Below are 21,463 nucleotides of genomic sequence, written 5' to 3'. Positions count from 1 at the left end.
GTGGACTACAATAAAAAATTGAATGCGGCTTACGAGGAGTTAAAAGAGAAGTTGGGAACGCTGTCAGCTTATACTATCTTTCGGCTGGCGGTTGGTAAAGTTCCGTCTGACGTTTCTGGAAAGATTGTTCTTACAGAGAGAGAGGTGTTGGCAGATTTAAATGAAAGTGAGTTTTCTACGTTCTGGAGTGCTGTTAAGAGCGTTTTGATTTCATCTTTCGGTGAATCGGTGGCAGAATTACTTTTGGAGGACTTATGGAAGTAGGCGTTCCTTTTATTGATGGTAGGATACTTTATACAGGTATTTCGCCAGGTTCTGTAGTTGTTTTGAGGGGAGAACCCGGAACAGGAAAGACGACGTTTACGTTTCAGTGGATGTGCAGCCTTTCAAGGCAGGGTAAAAAGTCTCTTTTTATCAGCACTTTGGGTGAGCCGGCAATCAAAATATTTTCTGATATGAGCAAATTCTCTTTCTTTTCAAAAGAGTTGACTGAGAACTTTGCTATGGCTTCTCTTGAGGATTTTCTGTTTTCTCCTAAGGCGGAAGATATAGCTGCCAAGATAGATGAGCTAATAGAGGGTTTCAGCCCCGATTTTGTTTTTATAGATAGTTACAAAGCTGTTGAATCCTTGCTTTCAAGGGAAGAAGTAAGGAAGTTGACCTACAGCCTTTCGGTCAAAAACAGCTTGAGAGGGATATCCACCGTTTTAGTTGGTGAATGGGTTAACGGTAAGGATACGCCTGTTGTTTATATAGCCGATGTGATATTTACGTTTGAGAAGAAAATATTTAACAACTATGAGAGGAAGTATTTTAGAGTGGATAAGTTGAGGGGTGGGGATTTTTTTGCCGGAAACCATCCTTTGGTTATTACTTCTGACGGCATTACCGTTTACCCGAGGATAAAGGTTGAACCTTACAACGTAGAAGTAAATCCGCAGGATAGGTGCAGTTTTGGTGTTGATGGAGTGGATAAGCTTCTGACGGGTGGGTTGATAAGGGGCACAACGGCTGTTGTTAAGGGTTATGCAGGTCTTGGGAAAACAACTCTATGTCTGCATTTTCTTATTTCCGGAGCAGAAAAAGGAGAAAAGGGATTACATATATCTTTTCAGGAACCGCCTGGCAGTATTGAATCAAACGGAGAAACTTTAGGTCTTCCTGTGAAGAAGTATAGAGATAAGGGGCTAATAGATTTAGTTTTTATCACTCCTACAGAGGTTGACCCAGACCTGTTATCTTTTAAAATGATAGAAATTATCAAAAATGGTGGTTACAGGCGCGTTACGATAGATTCCATCTTTGACGTTGTATCCAGAATACCTAACAAGGTTAGGTTGGTTGACTTAATCTACTCTCTCGTTCACTTCTTTAAAAAGAACGGAATAACTGCCGTTTTCACGAAAGAGTTAGTTCCCGGCGGAAACGAAGATTACGGTATATCGTATATGGCTGATGCTTTTATACTGTTAAAGTACGTTCCTATAAAGGGCGTTATAAAAAGGGTTATAGGAGTTGTCAAAGCAAGGGGAACGCCTGTTGGTAACGTATTCTACACTTACAGGATAGAAAAAGGCGGTATTAAGTTAGAAAAGAGGTTGGAAGAAGGGAGCGTAGAGATTAACGAGTTTTAACCGCAGTTAGTTCCAGTCCGTAGAAGGCGAACTTGTTGTCTATGAACGACAGGAAGCCGGTGATTTTATCTTTTATCTTTTTGAAGCGTTCCTGAACTTCCTCTACGCTTTTGCTGTTTGCCAAAAACGTTGCGGCGCAGTCCGCAATAGCAGGGTCTTTCGCTACAACCGTGACTAACTGTGTTCTTCCAAGACTTAAAGAATGACCTATCTTGCTTGAAGAGCTGCACACGCTCCAGGTTCCTGGCGCGAGTTTAATGCCTATTTTGCCGTCAATGTTCGGACTTCCTGTAATTATTCCTACCGTTACCGGCGATTTTGATGAGAAATAGGTGTCTCCGCCGTTTTCTATGAAAAATTCGTCAATTCCCCTCTCTTTCAGCGTTTCTGAGAGGTAAAAATTTATTGCACCTGCCACTCCTGCCATAGGTCCTACGCCTATCTCTTTCGCGCTTTTTGCCATGTAGTTGATTATGGCTGGTGAGAGGGGGGGGATTTTTACAGGGGTAAGAGAGGTGAGGAATTCTCTGTGTTTATTTGAAAACGAGAGTATCTGCTCTCTGAGAGTTATAAGTCTGTTTAGTAGTGTCTTTTTAAGTTCTTCTGAGTAGTGTTTTTCCGGAACAGAAATGAATATATCACTTTCGCCTGAGACTATTTCAAAAGATTTAAAGCCTTTACGTTTTTCCCATTTTCTGTAGAAGCGCTTTTCCGGTTTCGGTTTCTTTAGCATCTATAACTTCTCTATCAACTCAGATATCTCTTTTGAACGTTTGAATGCTTCCTCTACCGCTTTTATGAAAGAGTAACGCGTACCTCTTTCTTCTAAAGCTGACAGTCCTGCTATTGTTGTTCCTGCAGGTGATGTGACTTTATCCTTTAAAACTTCAGGGTGTTCGCCGTTTCTCACCATTTCTGCAGAACCTACAATTGTTGCCGTTACTAACTTGAGAGCTGCTTCTCTTGGTAGTCCTGCCTTTACGCCGCCGTCGGCTAACGCTTCTATGGTTAGAAATATGAACGCTGGTCCGCTGCCTGAAATTGCAGTAACGGCGTCAAAGAGTTTTTCCTCAACCTCAACGACTTCTCCGCAGTCAGAAAGAATTTCTTTAACAGTGCTTAATTCCTCGTCTAACAAACGGTAGTTGTGAGTTAGAGCGATTACTCCTTTCCTTATCTTTACCAGTATGTTTGGCATTATGCGGACGATTTTTTTGTCGTCTCCTAAAGTTTCCTCTATCTTCTTTATCGGATAACCTGCTGCCATAGAAACTACTACCTGTGCTGGCGTTAAGGCTTCCTTTATCTCTTCCAAAACCGCTTTCATCACTTGAGGCTTTACTGATAGAAAGACTATATCGCTGTTTAGAACGACAGATACGTTTGTTTCGTGAACGTTAATTCCGTAAGTGTTTTTAAGGTATTCAAGCCTTTCTTTGTTAACGTCGGAAACGTGGATTTTGCTTGGCAGTATCAATTCGCCGTTTACGAAGCCGCTTATGAATGCTTCTGCCATATTTCCGCCGCCGATAAATCCGATTCTAACGTTCATAATTACCTCTCTTGTAGTTTTGCTTTTAGAGACTATATTATAGTTTAACCAAATGCCCGGGTGGCGGAACTGGCAGACGCGAGGGACTCAAAATCCCTTGGGCGCAAGCCCGTGCGGGTTCGATTCCCGCCCCGGGCACCAACGTCTTCCCTTCTCTCCCAATGATTTCCTCAAAATTTCCCATTTGGAATCTTTTGGAATTTTTGGGTGCAGTTTTGCGCTTGATTATTCTGAAATTTTCAAGAAATTTTCTACTACTTTTTTGGGGTTTATGTCAAAGCACTTTCTTTCTTTGCACTTTGTTTTGCCGTGAAGGGAACAGGGGGAACAGGGAAGGTTTTTCGTTATTACGATTCCTTCGTCTGGAGCTGGTGCGAATCCGAAAGCGGGGTGGGTGGGACCGAAGATTACTGCTACAGGCGTTTTGACTGCTCTTGCCATGTGAACTACGGCTGAATCGTTTGATATTACACCTTTTGCCTGTGAGATAACGGTGAGGCTTTCTCTTAAGGTTAGTTTTCCGCACAAGTTGACAGCAGTGCTGTTTTCAGAGATTTCCTTACCTAACGGGTAGTCTTCTTTGCCGCCGATTACGGCTACGTTGAATCCTTTTTTATTTAAGAGCTTGCTGATTTCTATGAAATTTTTTACAGGATATCTTTTCCCTTCCCACTTTGCTCCAGGTGCAATGGCTATGAAGGGTTTTGGAGGGATTAAATGGGAAATTTTTGATATTTCCTGCCGGGATAGGAGGATGTAGGGGCGGGGATTTTTTATCTCTATACCGATTTTTCTGAAGGGTTTTGCGTAAAGCTCAGGAACGAATAACCATTTTGATTTGAAAGGTTTGAATACGAGCATGAGGCGACGCAGGAGGGAGGATTTTTTATATCGGAAAACTTTGGCTTTTAGATAAAAAGATAGCGCTCTGCTTCTCAAGGTGTTGTGAAGGTCAAATATGTAGTCATACTGATTTTTGTTTAATTTTTCAGCTAACCTTTTTAAACCTTTAAGAGTTTTAACTTCTTCTTTTCCGACTTCTATGACTCTTGATAGCCTATTATCGTTTTTAAAGATTTCTCCCCACGGTTTCAGCGTAAGTAAATCAACCTCAATACCGACTTCTTTTAGAGGTGAGAATACAGAGGAAGTAAGTATTACATCACCTAACGATGAGAACCTAATTATTAAAATCTTCATTCGTCAACCGGCTCAAATTTATCCTTTGTTGCTCCACATATTGGACATACCCAGTCAACAGGCAGCGCTTCAAAGGGCGTTCCGGGGGGAATCATATTTTCTTCATCTCCTTCGTCAACGTTATAAACGTATCCACAAACAGTGCATTTCCAGAGCTTGTGAGTTATCTCCATAGCTGACCTCTTCATTTGTATTTCTTAAATCTTACCGAAAAAAGCCCTCTATAATGAAGTGTTTTAAAATTGATTTTTTCTATCTGGAAAATAGATAAGTAGAATGTAAGCGTCATACTAAAATAAGGAGGTTTGAATTGAGAAGGCGGGATTTTTTGAAGGTTGCTGGATTTTCCGTTCTCCTTCTGTCGCCAATTAAGATAGCTAAGGGTAAAGAAACTGAGAAGTTTTATCCTGTTTTGATTTACGATAAAAATAGATGTATAGGCTGTAAAGCCTGTATGGCTGCCTGTCAGCTGGAACACGAATTGAACGAAACTCCTGAAGTCAATCTCTTCTTCATCAGAGATGCGGAAATCAAAGATACATTTCCGAGACTTGAGTTTAACAGAGAAAATGCCTGCAAGCATTGTAGGGAGCACTTCTGCGTTTCTGCCTGCAGTTACGGTGCAATTAGGGTGGAAAAAGGTGGTGTTGTATCAATAGATGAAAATCTCTGCGTTGGTTGCGGTAATTGTGCTATAGCTTGTCCTTACGGTGCAATAACTTTAGTGAACGGAAAGGCAAAAAAGTGTGACCTGTGCGCTGAAAGGGTTATTAAAAAAGGTGACGTTCCAAGGTGTGCTGCCGTTTGTCCGTCTGGTGCTTTAGTATTTGGAAACCTGTTGAAACCGGAAGGAGCTTTAAAGGAACTTTTAGAATCTTCCCCTGAGCTTCGTAGAAAGCTTTCTTTCTTCCATTCTGTTAGCGTTTCTCTTCCTGTTAAAGAGAACGTTTACGGTATGCCAGAAACAAAAAAAGATAGTGGAAGAGTTGTTAATACCGTTTGTCTTGCCTGCAATGCAAGATGCGGTTTAAGAGTAACGGTAGATAAGGGTAAACTCAGAAGAGTAGATGGTAATCCATACCATCCTTACAATCGTTGTGGAAGGGAAATTCCTTATGAAACGCCTGTTAGGAAGAGTTTTAACTATTCTGCTTCAACCTGTGCCAAGCCGCAGATGGATAACGATTATCTATATAACCCTTACAGGATAACTCAGCCGCTTAAAAGGATAGGTAAACGCGGCGAAGGGAAGTTTAAACCGATAAGTTGGGAACAGTTGATAAAAGAGGTAAGTGAGGGAGGATACCTGTTTAAAGAGATTGGTGATAACCGATACTATCCGGGGATAAAAGACGTTCTATCTGACGAGCTTATAAATGAGAGCGCACCTGAATTAGGAACAGTAAGAAACCAATTGGTATGGTTTATCGGTCGTTCACAGGCGGGGAGAAGTCATTTTATAAAAAGGTGGCTTTACAACTCGGTTGGAACTGTAAATTACATATCTCATACGGATATATGCGGTATCGGCTTTAGAATGGGCAACTACGCCTTTTCTGACGGTAAGGAAGTGGAGTTTAAAGCTGATTACTGGAACTCAAAATATATGTTGATATTTGGTTCAAACCTTTACTCAGCTCAGCAGCCGGGTGTAAACACGTCTGGTGGGATAATAGCACGGCGGGTGAATGCGGGAGAGCTTAAGGTCGTTATCGTTGACCCGAGAGCGCCTAAAGCAGTTGCTCACGCTCACAGGTGGCTTCCTATTAAGCCTACTAAAGACGGCGCTTTGGCTATGGGAATGATAAGAGTAATGCTTGAGAATGGCTGGTTTGATAGAGAATTTCTTTCTATTCCTTCTTTAAAAGTTGCTAAAGAGTATGGAAGGAACGTTTACACTAACGCTACGCATCTCGTTATAGCTGAAGGAGAAAGAATAGGTGAATTTCTGAGAATTAATGGTAAGCCTGCTGTTTACGATAGTGTAAAGGGGAAAGTTGTTCCTTATGCATCTGCAGAAAAAGGAGAGCTTGAGTGGGAAGGTGAAGTTAACGGTTTTAAGGTTAAGACTGCGTTTAGGCTTATGAAGGACAGCGTTTTTGAGTATCAACTTTCTTTCTATGCAGATGAATCGGGAATACCGGAAAGCGTTATAAAGGAAGTTGCAAAAGAGTTCTGGGAGTATGCACCTTATTCAGTGGCGTTTGCCTATCACGGAGGCGGTAACTATGTTGGTGGAACTTACGCAAGTTACGCCATAGCTATGCTTAACGCATTAGTGGGTAACGTTTGCAGAAAGGGAGGGTATTTAGGAAAAGGAAAAGGGGCTGCTAACTGGCAGAGAGGACTTTACGACCTTAAAGATTTTAACGGGAAGCTGAAGCCTAAAGGCGTTAAGATTTCAAGGGAGAAGTTTGCTTACGAGAAGACTTCTGAGTTTAAAAAACACGGTTATCCTTCAAAACTTCCGTGGTTTCCGTTTACCAAAGGTGGACTTTCTGTGGCAGCTATTTCCGGGATAGACCAGCAGTATCCCTACCCCATAAAAGTTCTGATTGCTTATTTTTCGGATTTTATTTACAGCATGCCGGGAGGGATGCGCTTTATTGAAACACTGAAAAACCAAGATAAGGTTCCTCTGTTTATTTCTATTGATACCACAATAAATGAAACGAACATTTATGCAGATTACATAGTTCCTGATGTTACTTATCTTGAAGGACACTACGGATTTTTGACGCCGCACGCACCTGGTGGTTATTTCACTGCCGTAAGAACGCCAGCAGTTGAACCGTTAGTGGGGAAGACGAAAGAGGGGAATCCTTACTCTATGGAAACGTTTATTATAGATGTGTCTCGTTATTTGAACCTGCCGGGATACGGTGATAACGCCATTCCGGGTAAGAACGGTAAGTTCTACCCTCTTAAAAAAGCCGAGGATTATTACTTGAGAGGTATAGCTAATCTTGCCTTTAATGCCGGCGTAGAAGATGCTTCAGAAAAAGAGTTAGAAGAAGTGGAAAAGAATTATCCCGTTGCCAAGCACAAGGACGTTTTAAGTGGAAAGGAATGGCGAAAAGTATGCACCGTCCTTTTGAAAGGAGGCGTTTTTAAATCTGACAGGGTTTTGTTTGATGAGAACGGTAATTTTGAGTCTAAGGTTAAAGAGATATGTGTGTGGAACGAGAAGCTGGGGACTTCAACCGATTCTCTAACGGGAAAGAAATTGTGGGGAACTCTTAAATACGTAAGGGCTACAGACTACCGTGGTAATCGTGTTGATAAACCTCAGAGCGAGTTCCGATTTAACCTTATCTCTTACAAATCTGCCCTTCACACTCAATCAAGAACTATCTGTTACAGACAGGCACTTGTCTATGAGCCTGACTTTTCCTTAAAAATCCACCCCACCGACGCCGCTGCTCTCAACCTCAGAGATGGTGATAGGGTAAGGGTAACTTCATCTTCAAATAGAAAGGGGTTTATAACCACCGTTAAAGTTACGGAACTTGTGAGACCTGGAGTTGTAGCCTATTCCCACCACTTTGGGCACTGGCAGCACGGTGCATCTGCCTTTTTTGTTGAAAACGGAAGGGAGGTTCTTTTAGGGGGTAACAAGGTAGTTGGAGAGGATGGCTGGATAGTTCCAGATGAAAGAAGAAAAGTAGGAATTCCCGTAAATGCTTTAACCTACCTTGATTCTGAGTTCTACAACCTGCCGCTTCTTGAAACGTTCAGCGGTATTCCCGACTTCAGCAGCACAAGAGTTAAGATTGAGAAAGTTTAGGAGGCGAATGATGATGAGAGGATTTTTCAGCGCGCTAATTGGAGCTTTAGTTTTGCTAACTCAAAACGCTAACGCGGCGCTTTATGAGTTGAAAGAAGTTGTTGATTTAAAGCCTCAACCGAAAGCCAAATTGGTGGAAGTCTGGATTCCTGTGCCTTACGAGAACAGGTGGCAAAAGATAGAAAGGATGGAAGTTGTTTCCCCATACTCTTTTCAGCTTCTCAAAGAGTCGGAATACGGCGATAGGTTTATCTATATAAGGCATGAAGGACCTCTAAAAGAACCTACAAGGATTACCGTTAAATTGCTCGTAGAGAGAGAGGAAGTAAAACCTGAAAAATTGACTTCCAAACCGCCTTTGAGGTATCTACTTCCGGACAGGTTGGTTCCTGTTGATAAGTTTAAAGTTCTTGCAGAAAGGATAACTGCCGGTAAAAAGACTGACGTTGAAAAATTGAAAGCGATATACAACTACGTGGTTTCTCATATGAAGTATGATAAATCCGGAAAAGGCTGGGGAAGAGGTGATGCGATATGGGCTTGCGATGCGAAAAGGGGTAACTGCACCGATTTTCATTCTCTATTTATCGCCCTTTGTAGAGCAGCAGGAATTCCTGCCAGGTTTCAGATAGGCTTACCTGTAAATGGAAGCGGTGAAGTTAAAGGTTATCACTGCTGGGTTTTAGCTTATCCTGATGGTTTTGTTTATGGAATAGATGCTTCTGAAGCTGCCAAACATCCTTCGTTAAGGAAGTATTACTTTGGTCACTTGAAGGATAACAGGGTAGGAATTACTATCGGTCGTGACATTTTACTTGCTCCTGCACAGCACGGCAGTAGGTTAAACTTTACGTATAAAGCTTATGAAGAAGTAGACCTTAAACCTTCTAATGGTGTTCAAACTTACTACTTCGTTAAAATTATTCGTTAATTAGCTGGCAGAAAACCTTTCTGCCAGCTTCCATTTTTATTTAGAATCTTATTCCTATCTCTCCGTAAATTCCTTTTATTTTTAAATCGCTTGAGAAGTCTTCTATATCGTCTATATGCAGTTTTTGATATCTATAACCCAAGTCGGCGAAAAAGTTTTTGTAACTTACTCCGCTTTTTAGGTTCCAGTCGTAAAAGTAATTGCCGGAATATGCAACTCCTTTAATTGAAAAGGAGCCGAAGAATAGGTTCTGTTTTATAGTTGTTTCTGCAAACACGTAAGGTACGGGGATATCAAAATTTGTATCGGAATAAGTTCCTGTTTTAAGACTTTTGATATCAACGTAGCCTGTCAGATATTTAACTCCTGCACCTACGTTTGCTTGCAGAGTTCCTTTTAGAGGTGTGTAGTAGAAAGTTGCGTCTATCTGGTCTGCTTTAAATCTGGTATTAATTGTATCGCTAACGTTGAAAGTTACGCCGCCAAATGTAATGGATTTTGAGATTGTTCCTGTACCTGAGCTTTTGACGTTTAAGTATTCTATTCTCACGTTTGGAAGTTTTCCTGGTATTTTGAAATCTATGCATCCGGTGAATTTGTTCTTGTCTTTTATTTGCAGGTCGTCTTTAACGTCTATTTTTGTTCCTTTATACTGTACCCAACCTCTGAAGAGTTCCTGTTGTACTCCTACGGATGTAGATACTTTAATTCCTTCTGCTTTTGCTGTAAGGGGGATAAGACTGAGAATAGAAAGGATAATTAGTGATTTTTTCATGCCTCCCTCCTGAGATGGTTTGAAACAGTTCTTAAGAAGAAATTTATCAAAATATCCTTTTAAAATCAAAATTTAATTTATTTAGTTTTGCTTTCTTTTTCTTTTTCTTTTGTCGGGAGTTTTTCTTTTCTCTTAACTTCTACCTTTTTCTCCTTTCGCGGTTGGGCAACGTAGATGTATATTTCAACTCTGCGGTTGCGGGCTTGGAGGAGGGGATTTTTCCATGTATATAGAGGTCTTGTGTAGTCGTAACCTACAGCTTCTATCCTATTAGGAGGAACGCCTTTTGACGCTAAGTACCTTGCTACTGTTGTAGCCCTTCTTATTGAGAGGTCCCAGCTATCTTGGATGCCGGGGAGGATTTTTGTAGGTTCGTTTTCGCTTGTATGTCCTACAACTTTTATCTGACAATCGGGAAGCGATTTGATTATTTTTGCTATCTCGTCTAATGCCTTTTTTGCTTCCGGTGTAAGTTGAAAGGAGTTTTTCTTAAATAGTATTTTGTTGAATAGTCTTACCATTACGTAGTCTTCTGTAACTACTATCTGGTAACCGTAAACGGGAAGGATTCTTTGAATTATCTTTTTAATCTTTTTGGCTACATCGGTTGTGTATATACGGATTGGTTTAACTATGGATATTTTTTCAAAGGTTTTTGCTTTTTCACCCTGGAAGTAGGACAGGAATTTCATAGCTTTCGTTATATCAAGTGTACTCATAGAGTAAAGGAGAATGAAAAACGTTAAAAGAAGTGACATAAGGTCGCTGAAGCTGGTGAGCCACGCCGGGACTGATTTACATTCTTCCTTCTTTTTCCTTGCCATTTTTTCACCGTTACATAGGTAAGTGTATTACTATCTCTATCCGTCTGTTTTTTGCTCTGCCTTCAGGAGTTGTATTTGGGGCAATAGGTCTGTATTGTCCACATCCTGCTGCTGATAGTTTATTAGGGTCATAGCCGCATTGCATGAATAACCTTAGAACAGTTGTTGCTCTTGCGGCAGATAGTTCCCAGTTTGAAGGGAATCGTTTTGTATGTATTGGAGTGCTGTCTGTGTGTCCTTCAATGGTTATCGGTAAGTCTAACTCCTTCAGCTTTTTACAGAGTTCCATGATTAGAGGAATTGCCTGAGGGTAGGGTCTGTCACTTCCGGGCGGAAATATTTTGTCTGTGTTTATCCTTAGCCTTATACTTGTTCCGAACTTTGCTATTTCTGTTTTTATACCCGCTTTTTGAAGCATACTCCTTATTTCCTGAAGTTTGCTTTCTATCTGTCTTCTTGATGGTATCTTGGGGTACATATTGGGGAATTCTATTGGAACGTTTTTTCCGCTGACGACTCTGTTTTCGTAAATGACGTAATGCCCCCCGAATGCCTGTATTATTCCTTTTAGAGCCTGGTAGAACTTTTCAAGGGATATTGTTGACATGGAATAAAGGAGAATGAAGAACGTTAAGAGCAGAGACATGAGGTCGCCAAAGCTGGTGAGCCACGCTGGAGGAGCTTTGCACTCCTCCTTTTTCTTCCTTGCCATTCATTAACCCTCTTTCACTTCCACTCCTAAGAGTCCAGCAAGTTTTTGCTTGAGTATATTTGGGTTTAAACCTTTTTCTATTGCTTCTGCAGTAAGTATGTAGGCTTCAAGGTAAAGAAGACGTAAGTCTTTGTAGTATTTGAGTTTCTTGGATATCGGAATACAGAGCGTATTGGCTAATATAGCACCGTAAAGGGTTGTAATCATAGCTACTGCCATGCCGGGACCAAGTGCTGATGGGTCTGACAGGTTTTGAAGCATCTGAATCAAACCTATTAGCGTTCCTATCATACCGAACGCTGGAAACAGGTCACCTAAAGCTTCCCATACAGAGACTTCCGTTGATAGTTTTTGGTCTATCTGTGCCATGGAGCTTTCTGCGGTACTGCGTATTTCTTCTATTTCAAGACCATCTATGAGCATTCTCATGACGTCGCCGAAGAAGGGGTCTCTTGCGTAGAAAGAATCAATATCGGCTTCAAGAGCTAAAATCCCCTCTTTCCTTGCTTTTTTCGCTATTTCGGACAGAAAATCAACGGTTTCTAAAGGGTCAGGCATGCCAGGTTGAATCGCTTTCAGCATTGCCTTTAAGCCACCGATGAACTCTCCCAATGGAAAGCCGGCCATTCCAGCAGTTATACCACCGCCGACCGTAATGAGGAGAGAGGGAATGTTGATGAAAGCGCCGGGACTTCCGCCTATGACAATTGAGATAATTATGAGAAGTAACGCACCGCCTATACCTATAAGGGTAGCTATGTCCATTTACCCTCTCCCAAAACGCGAGATAGCAAAACTGCCCGATTAATTATACTTATCGGCAGCTTTTTAGTTCTTTTTACCTCTATGATAAATCAAATATTTTTCCCGGGTTGAGTATGTTGTTGGGGTCAAGGGCTTTCTTAATAGCTTTCATCTTTTCCAGGGCTTCACCTACTTCCCAGGGTAGAAACTCTTTTTTCATCCAGCCGATGCCGTGTTCGCCGGAGACGGAGCCTTCAAGGTTTAGGGTGAGACGGAATACTTCTCTTACCGCTCTTTCTACCTTTTCTTCTTCGTGAGGTTCGTACATGAAGTTTACGTGTATGTTGCCGTCGCCGGCGTGTCCGAAGTTTACTACCATGAGGTCGTACTTTTTAGCTATTTCGTAAACGCCTTTTATGAGGTCCGGAATTCTGCTTCTTGGGACGACAACGTCTTCGTTGATTTTTTTCGGTTTCAAGTTAACGATTGCAGGTGAAAGAGAGCGTCTTGCGTGCCAGATGTGTTCTCTTTCTTCTTCCGTTTTTGCGATTTTGATTTCTTCTGCACCTGCCTTTCTGCAGACTTCCATGGCTCTTTCTATCAGTTCGTCAACGATTGAGGCGTAGCCGTCAACTTCAACGATTAATAGCCCTTCTGCATAGGAGGGAAGTCCGATTTTGGCGTAGTTTTCAACTGCAACGATGGAGTTTTTATCTAAGAGTTCGCAGGCTGTTGGGATGACTTTTGCTTTGAACATGTTGGCTACTGCCTGTGCTGCCTGTTCTATTTTGGGGAAGATTGCCATTGCTGTTCTTACGGCTTCCGGCTTTGGAATGAGTTTGAGGTAGGCTTTTGTGATGAAGGCAAGCGTTCCTTCTGAGCCGACTATCAGGTCTTTTAAGTTGTATCCTGCGACGGACTTAACGGCTTTTGAACCTACTTTTGCAATCGTGCCGTCGGCAAAGACAACTTCAAGTTGCATGACGTAATCTTTCGTTACGCCGTATTTGACGCACCGGGGTCCACCTGCGTTTTCGGCAATGTTACCGCCGATTGTTGAATACTTATAACTTGAAGGGTCTGGCGGGTAGAAGAGTCCTTTCTTTTCAACCTCTTTTTGGAGGTCGTAGGTTACGACGCCCGGTTCTGTGAGGACGGCTAAGTTGTCTTCATCTATTTCCAATATTCTGTTCATCTTTTCAGTTGATACTACTATGCCGCCGTTTATGGGGGCTGAACCGCCTGTAAGACCGGAGCCGGCGCCGCGGGGGTAGATAGGGATTTTTTCTTCGTTAGCGATGGAGAGGATTTTTGATACGTGTTCTTCATTTTCCGGAAACACTACTAAGTCTGGAATGGCTTTGTAGCCTGTTGGTGTGCCGTCGTAGGCGTAGGCAGCGCGAAAATCAATGGAAGATTTTACTCTTTCCTTTCCTATTGCTTCCTTTAAGTATTTTTCAACTTTTTCAACGTTCATTTTTCCTCCGATTTGCTGATTCTTATTTCTATGGTTTCCGGTTTTTCAACGCCTTTTAGCGCGCTGATGAATCCTTCTATTACTCCCATAAGGCTTTTCTTTACGTAGTGTTTCATCGGAATCTCTTTCCCGTTTACTAAGAGTGTTACTTCGTGCGGAAAATCGTCGTTTCTCTTTTTAATGAAGCTTTTTTCTAAGAATTCGGCTACTTCTTCCGGTTTTTCTATTGAGAAGTTTTTAATATCAGGGATTTCAAAGTCGGAGGCTACGGCTATTACGTTTTTTAGCTGGTTGTGGAGGGGATTTTTGTTTAGTTCTTTTCTTATTACTTCTATTTTTGGAACGGAGGAGTTTTTGAAGCCTTCACATATTACAATGTCAAAGTGGGGAAAGTAGTGGAATACCAGCTCAGTTAAAGGGAGCTGCTCTTTGCTAAAAAGGACGATTTCGTCTGGCATTACGAGAGCTACGGCATCTGCGCCTGATTGTTTATAAATAAACGTATCTTTACCTTCTGTGTCTTTTATAAGACCTGAATGCTTCGTTGATTTGACGACAGCTACTTTATAGCCTTTCTCTTTCAGTATTCTTACCACTTTTGAGGCGAAGCTGGTTTTTCCGGAGTTGTGATATCCTACAAAGGCAACTACAGGAGTCAAGGTTTCCTCCTTTTGCATTTAGGAATGATTTCCATTAAATTATTCTGCAACGTTAGATTCTTCCACTCGGGAGGCTTAAAATGGAAAAAATAGTTTTCGTTATTGTTATGACGTTTATTTTAAACCTTCCTTTTGGCTGGTTGAGAGAAGGTGTGGAGAAGTTCTCTAAGCAGTGGTTTCTATACGTTCATATACCTATACCGTTCATTATAGCTATGAGGATAGGACTTGGAATACCGTGGAAGTTTGCACCGGTTTTGATAGCAGTTGCAGTTTTGGGTCAGTTTGTTGGTGGTAGACTTCGTAGACAGATGTTTATTGTGGAGGGGTGATGGATTTTCACGCTACTACGATATGCGCTGCGTTGAGAAATGGCAAAGTTGCGATGGCTGGAGACGGTCAGGTTACTTTAGGTAATACGGTTTTTAAGAACGGCGCAAGGAAAGTTAGAAAGATATACGGTGGTAGAGTTTTAGCTGGGTTTGCCGGTTCTGTTGCTGATGCTTTTGCCCTCCTTGAGAGGTTTGAGGATAAGCTTCAAACTTACAGCGGTAACCTTTTGAAATCTGCTGTTGAGCTTGCAAAGGATTGGAGAACTGACAGAGTTTTGAGGCGTTTAGAGGCGATGCTTTTGGTTGCTGATACTACGAAAATTTTGCTTATCTCGGGAAACGGTGACGTTATAGAGCCTGATATTCCTGTTATGGCTATCGGTTCCGGGGGTGCTTACGCTCAGGCGGCGGCGACAGCCCTTTACGAAAATACAGACCTTTCTGCGAGAGAAATCGTTGAAAAATCCCTCCACATCGCCGGCAAAATCTGCATCTACACCAATACGAACATTGTCATTGAAGAACTTTAAGGAGGAAAGATGTTTGAAAAGTTTTTTGGCGGCAAGGAGAGCGCCGAGGAAAAGAAGGAAGAATCTTTCATGACGCCGGCGGAGATAGTTAATGAGCTTGATAAATACATAGTCGGTCAGAAAGAAGCCAAAAAAGCTGTTGCTATAGCGTTAAGAAACAGGTGGCGCCGTCAGAAGTTGCCGCCAGAGATGAGGGAAGAGGTTGCACCGAAAAACATCATAATGATAGGACCTACAGGCGTTGGTAAGACCGAAATTGCAAGGAGACTTGCCAAGTTAGTAAAGGCGCCGTTTATAAAGGTTGAGGCTACAAAGTTTACAGAAGTCGGTTACGTAGGTAGAGATGTTGAATCCATCATTCGTGACCTTGTAGAGATAGCTGTCAATATGGTTAAAGAAGAAAAGATGGCTGAAGTAGAGGAGAGGGCGAGAGAGCTTGCCTACGATAGACTCGCCGAGATAATGGTTCCAGAGCCTGCGACTGCCCAGCAGTCTCTACAGAGCCTGTTTGACGTATTCCTTTCGCCTCAAAAGCCGCAGCAGACCGATGAGAAGATGAAATCCCGCCTTCAGGACGAGAGAAACAGAATAAAGAAGCTTTTAAAAGAAGGAAAACTTGATGATGAAATAGTTGAGATAGCCGTTACTGTTGAAACGCCAGGTATAAACGTTATAGGCGTTGGAGGTGACCTTTCTAACATTCAGGACATGCTTTCTTCTATTCTGCCAAAGCCCAAGAAGATGAGAAAAATGAAAGTAAAAGAAGCGCTTCGCTATCTAACACAGGAAGAAGCTCAGAAACTTATAGATATGGATGAGGTGATAAGAGAAGCGATAAACAGAGTTGAGAATCAGGGAATCGTTTTCATAGATGAGATAGACAAGGTAGCTGCAAAAAGCGGCGGTAGAGGTCCAGACGTTTCAAGGGAGGGCGTTCAGAGGGACTTACTTCCTATCGTTGAAGGCAGCAAGGTTTCTACAAAATACGGACTTGTAAGGACAGACCACATTCTCTTCATAGCTGCCGGTGCTTTCCATATAGCGAAACCTTCAGACCTTCTACCCGAACTTCAGGGTAGATTTCCCATAAGAGTTGAGCTTAAGCCTCTCACCAAAGAGGATTTTGTAAGAATTCTTACAGAGCCTAAGAATGCTCTTACGAAGCAGTATAAAGCCCTTTTGGAAACGGAAGGCGTTGAGATAGAGTTTACGGAAGATGGGATTGAAGAAATTGCGAGAATTGCCGAAGAAGCCAACACGAAGGCAGAGAACATAGGTGCGAGAAGACTACACACCGTTATGGAAAGGCTATTAGAAGACCTGTCCTTCAATGCGCCAAGTATGAAAGGACAGAAAGTGGTTATAGATAGGGACTACGTAAGGAGCAAGTTGGAAGGGATAATAGAGGATGAAGACCTTACAAAGTATATCCTGTAAAGTAAAAAGTAGAGATTGTGACGCTTACGTTTCGTTTGATAGTGCCGAAAACTTCTACCTTACAAAATTTCAATCCTCTTTCGGAATTAGCGTTGTCACCGCTGAAGGAGAAATTTTCTTTTTCACCGATGGCAGGTATTTTGAGAAGGCAAAGCGTTCAGTGAAACAGGTTAACGTAGTTTTGTGGAAAAGCTGGGAAAAGTTTGTGGAAAAGTTAGAAGATTTAAAATTGGACAGACTATTGATAGATGATAAAAAGGTAAAGGTTTCTACCTACAATGCCTTGAAAAAGAGTTTTTCTGTAAAGATAGAAAGCAATTTCCTTTCAGAATTCAGAGCAGTTAAGACGGAAGAGGAGGTGGCGCTTATATCAAGGGCTGTAACTGTTGCTGAGACAACACTGAATCACGTTATCCATCTGTTAAAACCCGGCATAACCGAACTTGAATTTAGAGCTGAGCTGATAAAGGCGTTTTTCAAATTTGGCGGTGAGGATGAGGCTTTTGAAACTATAGTAGCTTCAGGTAAAGGTTCTGCCATTCCCCACTGGAAAACCTCTCGTAAAGAGATTAAAGACGGTGAAGCGGTTGTTGTAGATTTCGGCGTTCGCGTAGGCGGTTACGTTTCCGACGTAACGAGGACGTTTTTGGTAGGTAACGTTCCTTCCGAATTAAAGAACATTTACGACATTGTGAAAGAAGCGCAGAGAATTGGTATAGAAAGCCTTAGAGTAGGCGTTCCCTGCAAAAAGGTAGATGAAGCAGTCAGAGAATACATAACTTCTAAAGGTTACGGCGAACTCTTCGTTCATTCAACCGGTCACGGTATAGGAGTGGAAGTTCACGAAGCACCGACGCTTTCAAAACGTTCTTCGGAAATTCTAAAGAAGAATATGGTTGTAACCGTTGAACCGGGAATATATGTTCCTGAATTAGGCGGTGTGAGGATAGAAGATGACTGCCTTGTAACAGAAAGCGATGCTTTCGTTCTTTCTACACTTCCAAAGTAGGAGCTTTTATGGAGTTTAAGGTTTTAGCTAAGGACGGCAGCGCAAGGTATGGTTTGTTGAAAGGAACTCACGGCGTTACAGAAACGCCATGCTTTATGCCTGTCGGGACGCTTGGCGCTGTAAAAAGCGTAACCTGGCGCGACGTTAAGGAAATGGGTTATTCTCTGGTTCTCTCAAACGTTTATCACCTTTACCTGCGTCCGGGTTTGGATATCCTCAGAGAAGCCGGAGGACTTCATAAATTCGTAAACTGGGACGGTCTCATACTTACAGATAGCGGCGGTTTTCAGGTATTTAGTTTAGGAAAGTTAATGAAGATAACGGAAGATGGTATAGAGTTCCGCTCTCACATAGACGGTTCAAAGCATTTCTTCTCACCTGAATTTGTCGTAAAGTTTGAAGAAGAGATAGGTGTTGACATAGGAATGGTTTTGGACGAATGCACGCCTTATCCGGCTACTTACGAGTACGCCAAACATTCTATGGAGAGGACTGTCAGGTGGGCTTTGAGGAGCTTGAGGGCGAGAACTACCGATAAAACGGCTATCTTTGCCATAGTGCAGGGGGGAGTTTACGAAGATTTGAGGCTAAAGTGCGTTGAGCTTCTTTCGCCTTTAAACTTTGACGGCTTTGCCATAGGCGGTTTGAGCGTTGGCGAACCGAAGAAAGATATGTATAGGATAACGAGACTTGTTGCGCCGCAACTGCCAGAAGATAAGCCCCGTTACCTTATGGGAGTTGGAAAACCTGAAGACATTTTGGAAGCAGTTTCCTGCGGCGTTGATATGTTTGACTGCGTTATTCCAACAAGAAACGCGAGGAACGGAACGCTTTTCACCTCTCAGGGCAAAATAAACATAAAAGCTGCTAAGTATAAAAACGACTTTTCACCCGTTGACCCTGAGTGCGATTGTTATACCTGCAGGAACTTTTCAAGAGCTTACCTGAGGCATCTTTACGTTTCCGGTGAGATAAACGCTGCTATTCTTAACACCATTCATAACCTTCACTTTTACGCCAGATTGATGGAAAAGATAAGGGAATCAATAAAGAGCGGAACGTTTGAAGAGTTTAAGCGTGCCTTTATGGAAAAGATTTCTTCTTCTCAGTAGTTTCTCTTTTCTTCAAAAAGGATAATTTCACTCTTAGCAATATTAATTTTTGGAGTGTTAAATGCCGATACTTCTTGAAGGAATTTATGACGGGAAGAGGTTTCAAAGGGAGCTTAAAAAGTTAGGACTAAAGAAGGGTGACGTTAAAGAGACGTATATAGCCAACGGAAAAACGTTGATTTTCCTTAAAGATGAGTCTCTTTGCAGAGTTTTTGAAGATTTCGTTCCCGATGAGGAAACTGTTAGAGAGATTGTCACCGTTCACAACTACGTTGAGAAGTTTAAATATCTGATAGATATTGAAAGAATAGCTGAAATTGAAGCGCAGGAAGAGGAAATAAGGAGATTATCGGGAAGAGAGAGGGAATTATTAGGTAGAGCGATTCTTGACCTGAAAGGAAGTAAAGCAGGAACAAAATTTCACCTGCATCTGGTTCGCTTCTGGAGGGAAAAACCGATAGAGACGGAAATTTCAACGGGAGATATCGTTTTAGTTAGTAAGGGAAATCCTTTAAAAAGTGACCTTTTGGGAACGGTAACCAGGCTGACAGAAAAGACTATAACCGTTGCTTTTGATAATAGACCGCCCAACTGGGTTTATAAAAAGGGCGTAAGAATAGACCTTTACGTTAACGACGTAACGTTTAAGAGGATGGAAGAGAATTTAGAAGAATTGAGACATGCCGTTGGCAGGCAGAGGGAATTAAGAAACATTATTGTTGGATTGAAACAGCCGGAACTTCCTGAATCGGAAAGTTTTGAGTTTGAACCTGCCGATAAACGTTTGAACGAAACGCAGCTAAAAGCTGTTAAAAAATCCCTCTCTTCCCCCCACTTCTTCCTCATCCACGGACCTCCGGGAACGGGAAAAACGTCAACGATTACAGAGCTTATCGTTCAATTGGTAAAACGGGGCAATAAAGTTTTAGCCACTGCTGATTCAAACATAGCAGCGGACAACATTCTCTTAAACCTGAGCAAGTATCCTGAGCTGAAACTCGTCAGGATAGGGCATCCGGCAAGAGTTTTGGAAGAGCTTGAAAAGTTTTCCATCTACGCGCTGTTTGAAGAGCACGAAAAGGCAGAAAAGGTTAGAGAAGGCTGGCAGAAGGTTAGAGAGCTTATAGAGAAGAGGGACCAGTTTACAAAGCCTGTTCCCTCTTTAAGAAGAGGAATGAGCGACGATGAGATAGTTTACTTTGGAAGGAAAGGTAAAAGCTTTAGGGGAGTTCCCAAAAAAACGCTCCGTTCAATGGCTAACTGGATTCTTGCCAACTACGAGATAGACGTTCGCATAAAAGCTTTGAAAGAGATGGAAGCGATAATTTTCAGAGAAATCATTGCTGACGCGGACGTTGTTATATCTACCAACTCAATGGTTAAATCGGAGCTTTTAGAAGGTTTCCACTTTGACGTAGCCGTTATAGATGAGGGAAGCCAGCAGGTAGAACCTTCAACGCTTATTCCTATAATGAGGGCTGATAGGTTTTACATAGCAGGAGACCACAAGCAACTTCCGCCTACCGTTGCCAGCGAAGAAGCAAAAGAGTTAGAAAAGACGCTTTTTGAACGTTTAATAGAGGCGCATCCTGAGCTTTCAAGCATGCTGCAGATTCAGTATAGAATGAATGAAAGGATAATGGAGTTTCCCAATAAAGAGTTTTACGATGGGAAGCTAATAGCTGCTGAAGAAGTTAAGAATAGAACGCTTAAAGATTTAGGCGTTTCCAGTCCCACTAAGTTTGAAAAGGTTTTAGCGCCTGAAGTTCCTTTAGCCTTTTTGGATACTTCTACCATTAACGCTTATGAGTTTAAAGCTGAAGGTTCAACGTCTTACGAGAATTACGAGGAAGCGAAAATCTGCGTTAGCTTAGTTTCAGAACTTTTGAAGATGGGGCTTGAGAAGAAAGATATAGGAGTGATAACGCCTTACGCTGCACAGGTAAAACTTTTAAAGCAGCTTTTTATTGAGAAGGAAACCAAAGTGGAAGTGAATTCTGTTGACGGCTTTCAGGGAAGGGAAAAGGAAGTTATTGTTATCTCTTTCGTTCGTTCAAACGACAGCGGTGAGATAGGATTTTTGAAAGATTTAAGGAGGTTAAACGTTGCTATAACGAGGGCAAAGAGGAAGCTTATCTGCGTCGGAAACGCTAAAACGCTTTCTTCCCATCCGACTTATAAAAGGTTTATTGAATACGTTAAGGAGAAGGGCGTTTACGAAAAGTGTAATTAAGATTGTAGAATTTCAATAATTTTCTGGATTACTTCGTTTAGCTTCTGGGTATTAATACGTCCTGCTTTGTAGAGAATTATACTTTTATCTGCGGTAAAGATTCTATTCGGGCGAACGTTACTCGGCTTTCTCAGGCTTCCTTCTGTAAAGTCTTTATCTGTAAGGGGTATGGAATATTCATCTTTAACTTTCTGACTTGTTATCTGACAGAGAATTAAATCGTTTCCTTTTAGGTTTGCTACTACTAATGCTGGTCTTCTTTTAGCGTTACTTAAATCGGAAAATGGAAAAGGGATAACTACTACATCACCTTTTATAAATCTTTCCAAGCTTCTTCTTCCTCCGGTTTTAACCAGTCCTTCTCAAGGGAGGATTCACTCAAAATAGCTGTCTCTAAGTTGGATTTTTCCAGGCAGGAAATAAACTCAAGCACTTTTTCAACGTATCTATCTGGTAGTTTTTCCAGTTTTTCCATTAAAAGTTCTTTGTTTGTCATCAATCTATTCCCTGAAGGT

The 21,463-nt window shown here is 41.8% G+C and carries 22 protein-coding genes and 1 tRNA gene; 11 read left to right on the top strand and 12 right to left on the bottom strand.

The window, feature by feature from the left end; all coding sequences use genetic code 11:
- Window positions 1-264 carry a hypothetical protein gene (locus QOL23_RS02880; RefSeq protein WP_283400082.1) on the top strand — a complete coding sequence of 88 codons (264 nt, stop codon included), beginning with the start codon at window positions 1-3 and terminating at the stop codon, window positions 262-264.
- The gene (locus QOL23_RS02875; RefSeq protein ID WP_283400081.1) at window positions 255-1,634 is read left to right on the top strand and encodes an RAD55 family ATPase; all 1,380 of its coding nucleotides are present in this window, start codon (window positions 255-257) and stop codon (window positions 1,632-1,634) included. Before QOL23_RS02880 ends, QOL23_RS02875 begins: the two co-directional genes overlap by 10 nt.
- Here the strand turns inward: QOL23_RS02875 and QOL23_RS02870 are convergent.
- A complete protein-coding gene (locus QOL23_RS02870; RefSeq protein WP_283400080.1) occupies window positions 1,621-2,367 on the bottom strand; it encodes a UPF0280 family protein in 747 nt (248 codons plus the stop codon). The two genes, QOL23_RS02875 and QOL23_RS02870, sit on opposite strands and share 14 nt — an antisense overlap.
- Entirely contained in the window at window positions 2,368-3,186 is an 819-nt protein-coding gene (gene proC / locus QOL23_RS02865; RefSeq protein ID WP_283400079.1) for a pyrroline-5-carboxylate reductase, read from the bottom strand.
- Between the two features lie 54 nt (window positions 3,187-3,240).
- Here proC and QOL23_RS02860 point away from each other — a divergent pair.
- Window positions 3,241-3,327 (top strand) — tRNA-Leu (locus QOL23_RS02860).
- An 84-nt stretch (window positions 3,328-3,411) separates the two neighbouring features.
- On the opposite strand, the gene QOL23_RS02855 is transcribed toward QOL23_RS02860, so the two are convergent.
- Together QOL23_RS02855 and QOL23_RS02850 are read right to left on the bottom strand one after the other, a co-directional pair.
- Window positions 3,412-4,386, bottom strand: a complete 975-nt coding sequence (locus tag QOL23_RS02855) for a glycosyltransferase family 9 protein (protein WP_283400078.1) — start codon at window positions 4,384-4,386, stop codon at window positions 3,412-3,414.
- Complete coding sequence (locus QOL23_RS02850; RefSeq protein ID WP_283400077.1) at window positions 4,383-4,559, bottom strand: rubredoxin; 177 nt, start codon at window positions 4,557-4,559, stop codon at window positions 4,383-4,385. Before QOL23_RS02850 ends, QOL23_RS02855 begins: the two co-directional genes overlap by 4 nt.
- Window positions 4,560-4,696: 137 nt before the next feature.
- Between QOL23_RS02850 and QOL23_RS02845 the strand changes: the two genes are divergently transcribed.
- Both QOL23_RS02845 and QOL23_RS02840 read left to right on the top strand, forming a co-directional pair.
- Window positions 4,697-8,173 (top strand): molybdopterin-dependent oxidoreductase, encoded by a 3,477-nt coding sequence (locus QOL23_RS02845; protein WP_283400076.1) that lies wholly within the window; start codon window positions 4,697-4,699, stop codon window positions 8,171-8,173.
- A gap of 10 nt (window positions 8,174-8,183) precedes the next feature.
- Window positions 8,184-9,104 carry a transglutaminase-like domain-containing protein gene (locus QOL23_RS02840; protein ID WP_283400075.1) on the top strand — a complete coding sequence of 307 codons (921 nt, stop codon included), beginning with the start codon at window positions 8,184-8,186 and terminating at the stop codon, window positions 9,102-9,104.
- 40 nt (window positions 9,105-9,144) lie between these two features.
- Here the strand turns inward: QOL23_RS02840 and QOL23_RS02835 are convergent, their stop codons facing one another.
- The 6 genes from QOL23_RS02835 to mobB all read right to left on the bottom strand — a co-directional run bounded on the left by QOL23_RS02835 (window position 9,145) and on the right by mobB (window position 14,295).
- Window positions 9,145-9,879: a TIGR04219 family outer membrane beta-barrel protein gene (locus QOL23_RS02835; RefSeq protein ID WP_283400074.1), complete on the bottom strand. Its 735-nt coding sequence runs from the start codon at window positions 9,877-9,879 to the stop codon at window positions 9,145-9,147.
- 77 nt (window positions 9,880-9,956) lie between these two features.
- Window positions 9,957-10,703, bottom strand: a complete 747-nt coding sequence (locus QOL23_RS02830) for an OmpA/MotB family protein (protein ID WP_283400073.1) — start codon at window positions 10,701-10,703, stop codon at window positions 9,957-9,959.
- Between the two features lie 10 nt (window positions 10,704-10,713).
- Complete coding sequence (locus QOL23_RS02825; RefSeq protein WP_283400072.1) at window positions 10,714-11,415, bottom strand: OmpA/MotB family protein; 702 nt, start codon at window positions 11,413-11,415, stop codon at window positions 10,714-10,716.
- 3 nt (window positions 11,416-11,418) lie between these two features.
- The gene (locus tag QOL23_RS02820) at window positions 11,419-12,180 is read right to left on the bottom strand and encodes a motility protein A (RefSeq protein WP_283400071.1); all 762 of its coding nucleotides are present in this window, start codon (window positions 12,178-12,180) and stop codon (window positions 11,419-11,421) included.
- Between the two features lie 79 nt (window positions 12,181-12,259).
- Window positions 12,260-13,636, bottom strand: coding sequence for an FAD-binding oxidoreductase (locus tag QOL23_RS02815; protein WP_283400070.1), 1,377 nt, complete (start codon window positions 13,634-13,636; stop codon window positions 12,260-12,262).
- Window positions 13,633-14,295, bottom strand: a complete 663-nt coding sequence (gene mobB / locus QOL23_RS02810) for a molybdopterin-guanine dinucleotide biosynthesis protein B (protein ID WP_283400069.1) — start codon at window positions 14,293-14,295, stop codon at window positions 13,633-13,635. The genes QOL23_RS02815 and mobB overlap by 4 nt, the downstream gene beginning before the upstream one ends.
- A gap of 80 nt (window positions 14,296-14,375) precedes the next feature.
- On the opposite strand from mobB, the gene QOL23_RS02805 reads away from it, so the two are divergent.
- The 6 genes from QOL23_RS02805 (at window position 14,376) to QOL23_RS02780 (ending at window position 20,948) form a co-directional block, all read left to right on the top strand.
- A complete protein-coding gene (locus QOL23_RS02805; protein ID WP_283400068.1) occupies window positions 14,376-14,627 on the top strand; it encodes a hypothetical protein in 252 nt (83 codons plus the stop codon).
- Window positions 14,627-15,157: an ATP-dependent protease subunit HslV gene (hslV, locus tag QOL23_RS02800; RefSeq protein WP_283400067.1), complete on the top strand. Its 531-nt coding sequence runs from the start codon at window positions 14,627-14,629 to the stop codon at window positions 15,155-15,157. Before QOL23_RS02805 ends, hslV begins: the two co-directional genes overlap by 1 nt.
- 9 nt (window positions 15,158-15,166) lie before the next feature.
- Complete coding sequence (hslU, locus tag QOL23_RS02795; protein ID WP_283400066.1) at window positions 15,167-16,594, top strand: ATP-dependent protease ATPase subunit HslU; 1,428 nt, start codon at window positions 15,167-15,169, stop codon at window positions 16,592-16,594.
- Complete coding sequence (locus QOL23_RS02790) at window positions 16,566-17,603, top strand: M24 family metallopeptidase (protein ID WP_283400065.1); 1,038 nt, start codon at window positions 16,566-16,568, stop codon at window positions 17,601-17,603. Before hslU ends, QOL23_RS02790 begins: the two co-directional genes overlap by 29 nt.
- 8 nt (window positions 17,604-17,611) lie before the next feature.
- The gene (tgt, locus tag QOL23_RS02785; protein ID WP_283400064.1) at window positions 17,612-18,715 is read left to right on the top strand and encodes a tRNA guanosine(34) transglycosylase Tgt; all 1,104 of its coding nucleotides are present in this window, start codon (window positions 17,612-17,614) and stop codon (window positions 18,713-18,715) included.
- Window positions 18,716-18,776: 61 nt separating this feature from the next.
- Entirely contained in the window at window positions 18,777-20,948 is a 2,172-nt protein-coding gene (locus QOL23_RS02780; RefSeq protein ID WP_283400063.1) for an IGHMBP2 family helicase, read from the top strand.
- Here QOL23_RS02780 and QOL23_RS02775 read toward each other — a convergent pair.
- Window positions 20,945-21,277: a type II toxin-antitoxin system PemK/MazF family toxin gene (locus tag QOL23_RS02775; protein WP_283400062.1), complete on the bottom strand. Its 333-nt coding sequence runs from the start codon at window positions 21,275-21,277 to the stop codon at window positions 20,945-20,947. The genes QOL23_RS02780 and QOL23_RS02775 overlap by 4 nt on opposite strands.
- Window positions 21,262-21,444: a hypothetical protein gene (locus QOL23_RS02770; protein ID WP_283400061.1), complete on the bottom strand. Its 183-nt coding sequence runs from the start codon at window positions 21,442-21,444 to the stop codon at window positions 21,262-21,264. Before QOL23_RS02770 ends, QOL23_RS02775 begins: the two co-directional genes overlap by 16 nt.
- Window positions 21,445-21,463: the final 19 nt, after the last annotated feature.

The organism is Desulfurobacterium pacificum (assembly GCF_900182835.1).
GTDB classification, from domain to species: Bacteria; Aquificota; Aquificia; order Desulfurobacteriales; family Desulfurobacteriaceae; genus Desulfurobacterium_B; species Desulfurobacterium_B pacificum.
This window is presented reverse-complemented; position numbering and strand designations above follow the sequence as displayed.

What these genes read in the sequence shown, in the direction of transcription:
- tgt (WP_283400064.1), top strand. Translation starts at nt 17,612, where the DNA reads ATGGAGTTTAAGGTTTTAGCTAAGGACGGCAGCGCAAGGTATGGTTTG.
- QOL23_RS02770 (WP_283400061.1), bottom strand. Translation starts at nt 21,444, where the DNA reads ATGACAAACAAAGAACTTTTAATGGAAAAACTGGAAAAACTACCAGAT.
- QOL23_RS02825 (WP_283400072.1), bottom strand. Translation starts at nt 11,415, where the DNA reads ATGGCAAGGAAGAAAAAGGAGGAGTGCAAAGCTCCTCCAGCGTGGCTC.
- QOL23_RS02820 (WP_283400071.1), bottom strand. Translation starts at nt 12,180, where the DNA reads ATGGACATAGCTACCCTTATAGGTATAGGCGGTGCGTTACTTCTCATA.
- QOL23_RS02835 (WP_283400074.1), bottom strand. Translation starts at nt 9,879, where the DNA reads ATGAAAAAATCACTAATTATCCTTTCTATTCTCAGTCTTATCCCCCTT.
- QOL23_RS02840 (WP_283400075.1), top strand. Translation starts at nt 8,184, where the DNA reads ATGATGAGAGGATTTTTCAGCGCGCTAATTGGAGCTTTAGTTTTGCTA.
- QOL23_RS02805 (WP_283400068.1), top strand. Translation starts at nt 14,376, where the DNA reads ATGGAAAAAATAGTTTTCGTTATTGTTATGACGTTTATTTTAAACCTT.
- QOL23_RS02830 (WP_283400073.1), bottom strand. Translation starts at nt 10,703, where the DNA reads ATGGCAAGGAAAAAGAAGGAAGAATGTAAATCAGTCCCGGCGTGGCTC.
- QOL23_RS02870 (WP_283400080.1), bottom strand. Translation starts at nt 2,367, where the DNA reads ATGCTAAAGAAACCGAAACCGGAAAAGCGCTTCTACAGAAAATGGGAA.
- QOL23_RS02855 (WP_283400078.1), bottom strand. Translation starts at nt 4,386, where the DNA reads ATGAAGATTTTAATAATTAGGTTCTCATCGTTAGGTGATGTAATACTT.
- hslV (WP_283400067.1), top strand. Translation starts at nt 14,627, where the DNA reads ATGGATTTTCACGCTACTACGATATGCGCTGCGTTGAGAAATGGCAAA.
- QOL23_RS02815 (WP_283400070.1), bottom strand. Translation starts at nt 13,636, where the DNA reads ATGAACGTTGAAAAAGTTGAAAAATACTTAAAGGAAGCAATAGGAAAG.
- QOL23_RS02780 (WP_283400063.1), top strand. Translation starts at nt 18,777, where the DNA reads ATGCCGATACTTCTTGAAGGAATTTATGACGGGAAGAGGTTTCAAAGG.
- hslU (WP_283400066.1), top strand. Translation starts at nt 15,167, where the DNA reads ATGTTTGAAAAGTTTTTTGGCGGCAAGGAGAGCGCCGAGGAAAAGAAG.
- QOL23_RS02790 (WP_283400065.1), top strand. Translation starts at nt 16,566, where the DNA reads ATGAAGACCTTACAAAGTATATCCTGTAAAGTAAAAAGTAGAGATTGT.
- proC (WP_283400079.1), bottom strand. Translation starts at nt 3,186, where the DNA reads ATGAACGTTAGAATCGGATTTATCGGCGGCGGAAATATGGCAGAAGCA.
- QOL23_RS02850 (WP_283400077.1), bottom strand. Translation starts at nt 4,559, where the DNA reads ATGGAGATAACTCACAAGCTCTGGAAATGCACTGTTTGTGGATACGTT.
- QOL23_RS02875 (WP_283400081.1), top strand. Translation starts at nt 255, where the DNA reads ATGGAAGTAGGCGTTCCTTTTATTGATGGTAGGATACTTTATACAGGT.